Origin of the sequence: Pseudonocardia sp. SID8383 (assembly GCF_009864975.1) — a bacterium.
Classification (GTDB): domain Bacteria; phylum Actinomycetota; class Actinomycetes; order Mycobacteriales; family Pseudonocardiaceae; genus Pseudonocardia; species Pseudonocardia alni.
This window is the reverse complement of the sequence record NZ_WWFY01000801.1, coordinates 1-752: the sequence shown is the minus strand read 5'-3', so window position 1 is coordinate 752 and position 752 is coordinate 1. Positions and strand designations below refer to the sequence as shown.

General features: G+C 77.4%; 1 protein-coding gene. It reads right to left on the bottom strand.

Features of this window, described 5'->3' with window-relative positions; translation table 11 throughout:
- Nucleotides 1-90 precede the first annotated feature (90 nt).
- On the bottom strand, nucleotides 91-752 hold a 662-nt coding region (locus GTW08_RS19630; RefSeq protein WP_161152351.1), incomplete at its 5' end, for an SGNH/GDSL hydrolase family protein.

The following is a 752-nucleotide window of genomic DNA, read 5'->3' as shown; positions in this document are numbered from 1 at the left end:
CCGACCCGGCCGACACGGCGCGCGGGGAGGCCGCGGTCGCCGCGGCGGCCCGGGCCGCGATCGCCGCGCTGCGCGGCTGAGCGCGCCGGGTCAGATCCGGGCCAGCACCGCCCGCAGGATCGCGACCTGCCCGATCGGGCTGGGATGCAGGCCGTCGTCCTCCCAGAAGTCGGGCCGGATCGGCATCCGGGACAGGTCGATCGCGTCCGGGTCGACCTCCCGGACCGTCGCGACGAGCCCGGGGACGTCGGCCGGGTCCCACCACTCGCCGGTGAGCTCGCGGGTGGCGGCCACCCGTCCGGGGTCGACCGGCGGCGGGACGACGAACCGCACCCGGGCGCCGCTCTCGGTCTCCAGCAGCAGGCGCAGCGCCCGCAGGTTCCGAGCCGTCTCGCTGATCGACACCATCCGGATCCCGGTGGTCGCGCCCTCCCGGCGGATGTCGTTGGTGCCCAGCATGACCAGCACCCGGGTCGGCACCCGCGAGACCAGGACCGGGCCGAGCGCGAGTGCCTCGGAGCTGGTCCGCCCGGACAGCGCGAGCACCTCGACCGACGCCTCCGGTTCGACCATCGGGATCAGCTCGGCGAACAGCCGTGCCCAGCCCAGCCGGTCGGCGGACAGGGAGTCGCCGACGACCACGATCCGCTCGCCCGGACGCAGCGCCATCCGGTGCAGGCCGTCCGCGACCGGCGGCTCGGTCCGCAGAGCCCGCGCCGCGGCGCGGACCCGCCCGGCGAGCCCGGCCCGCA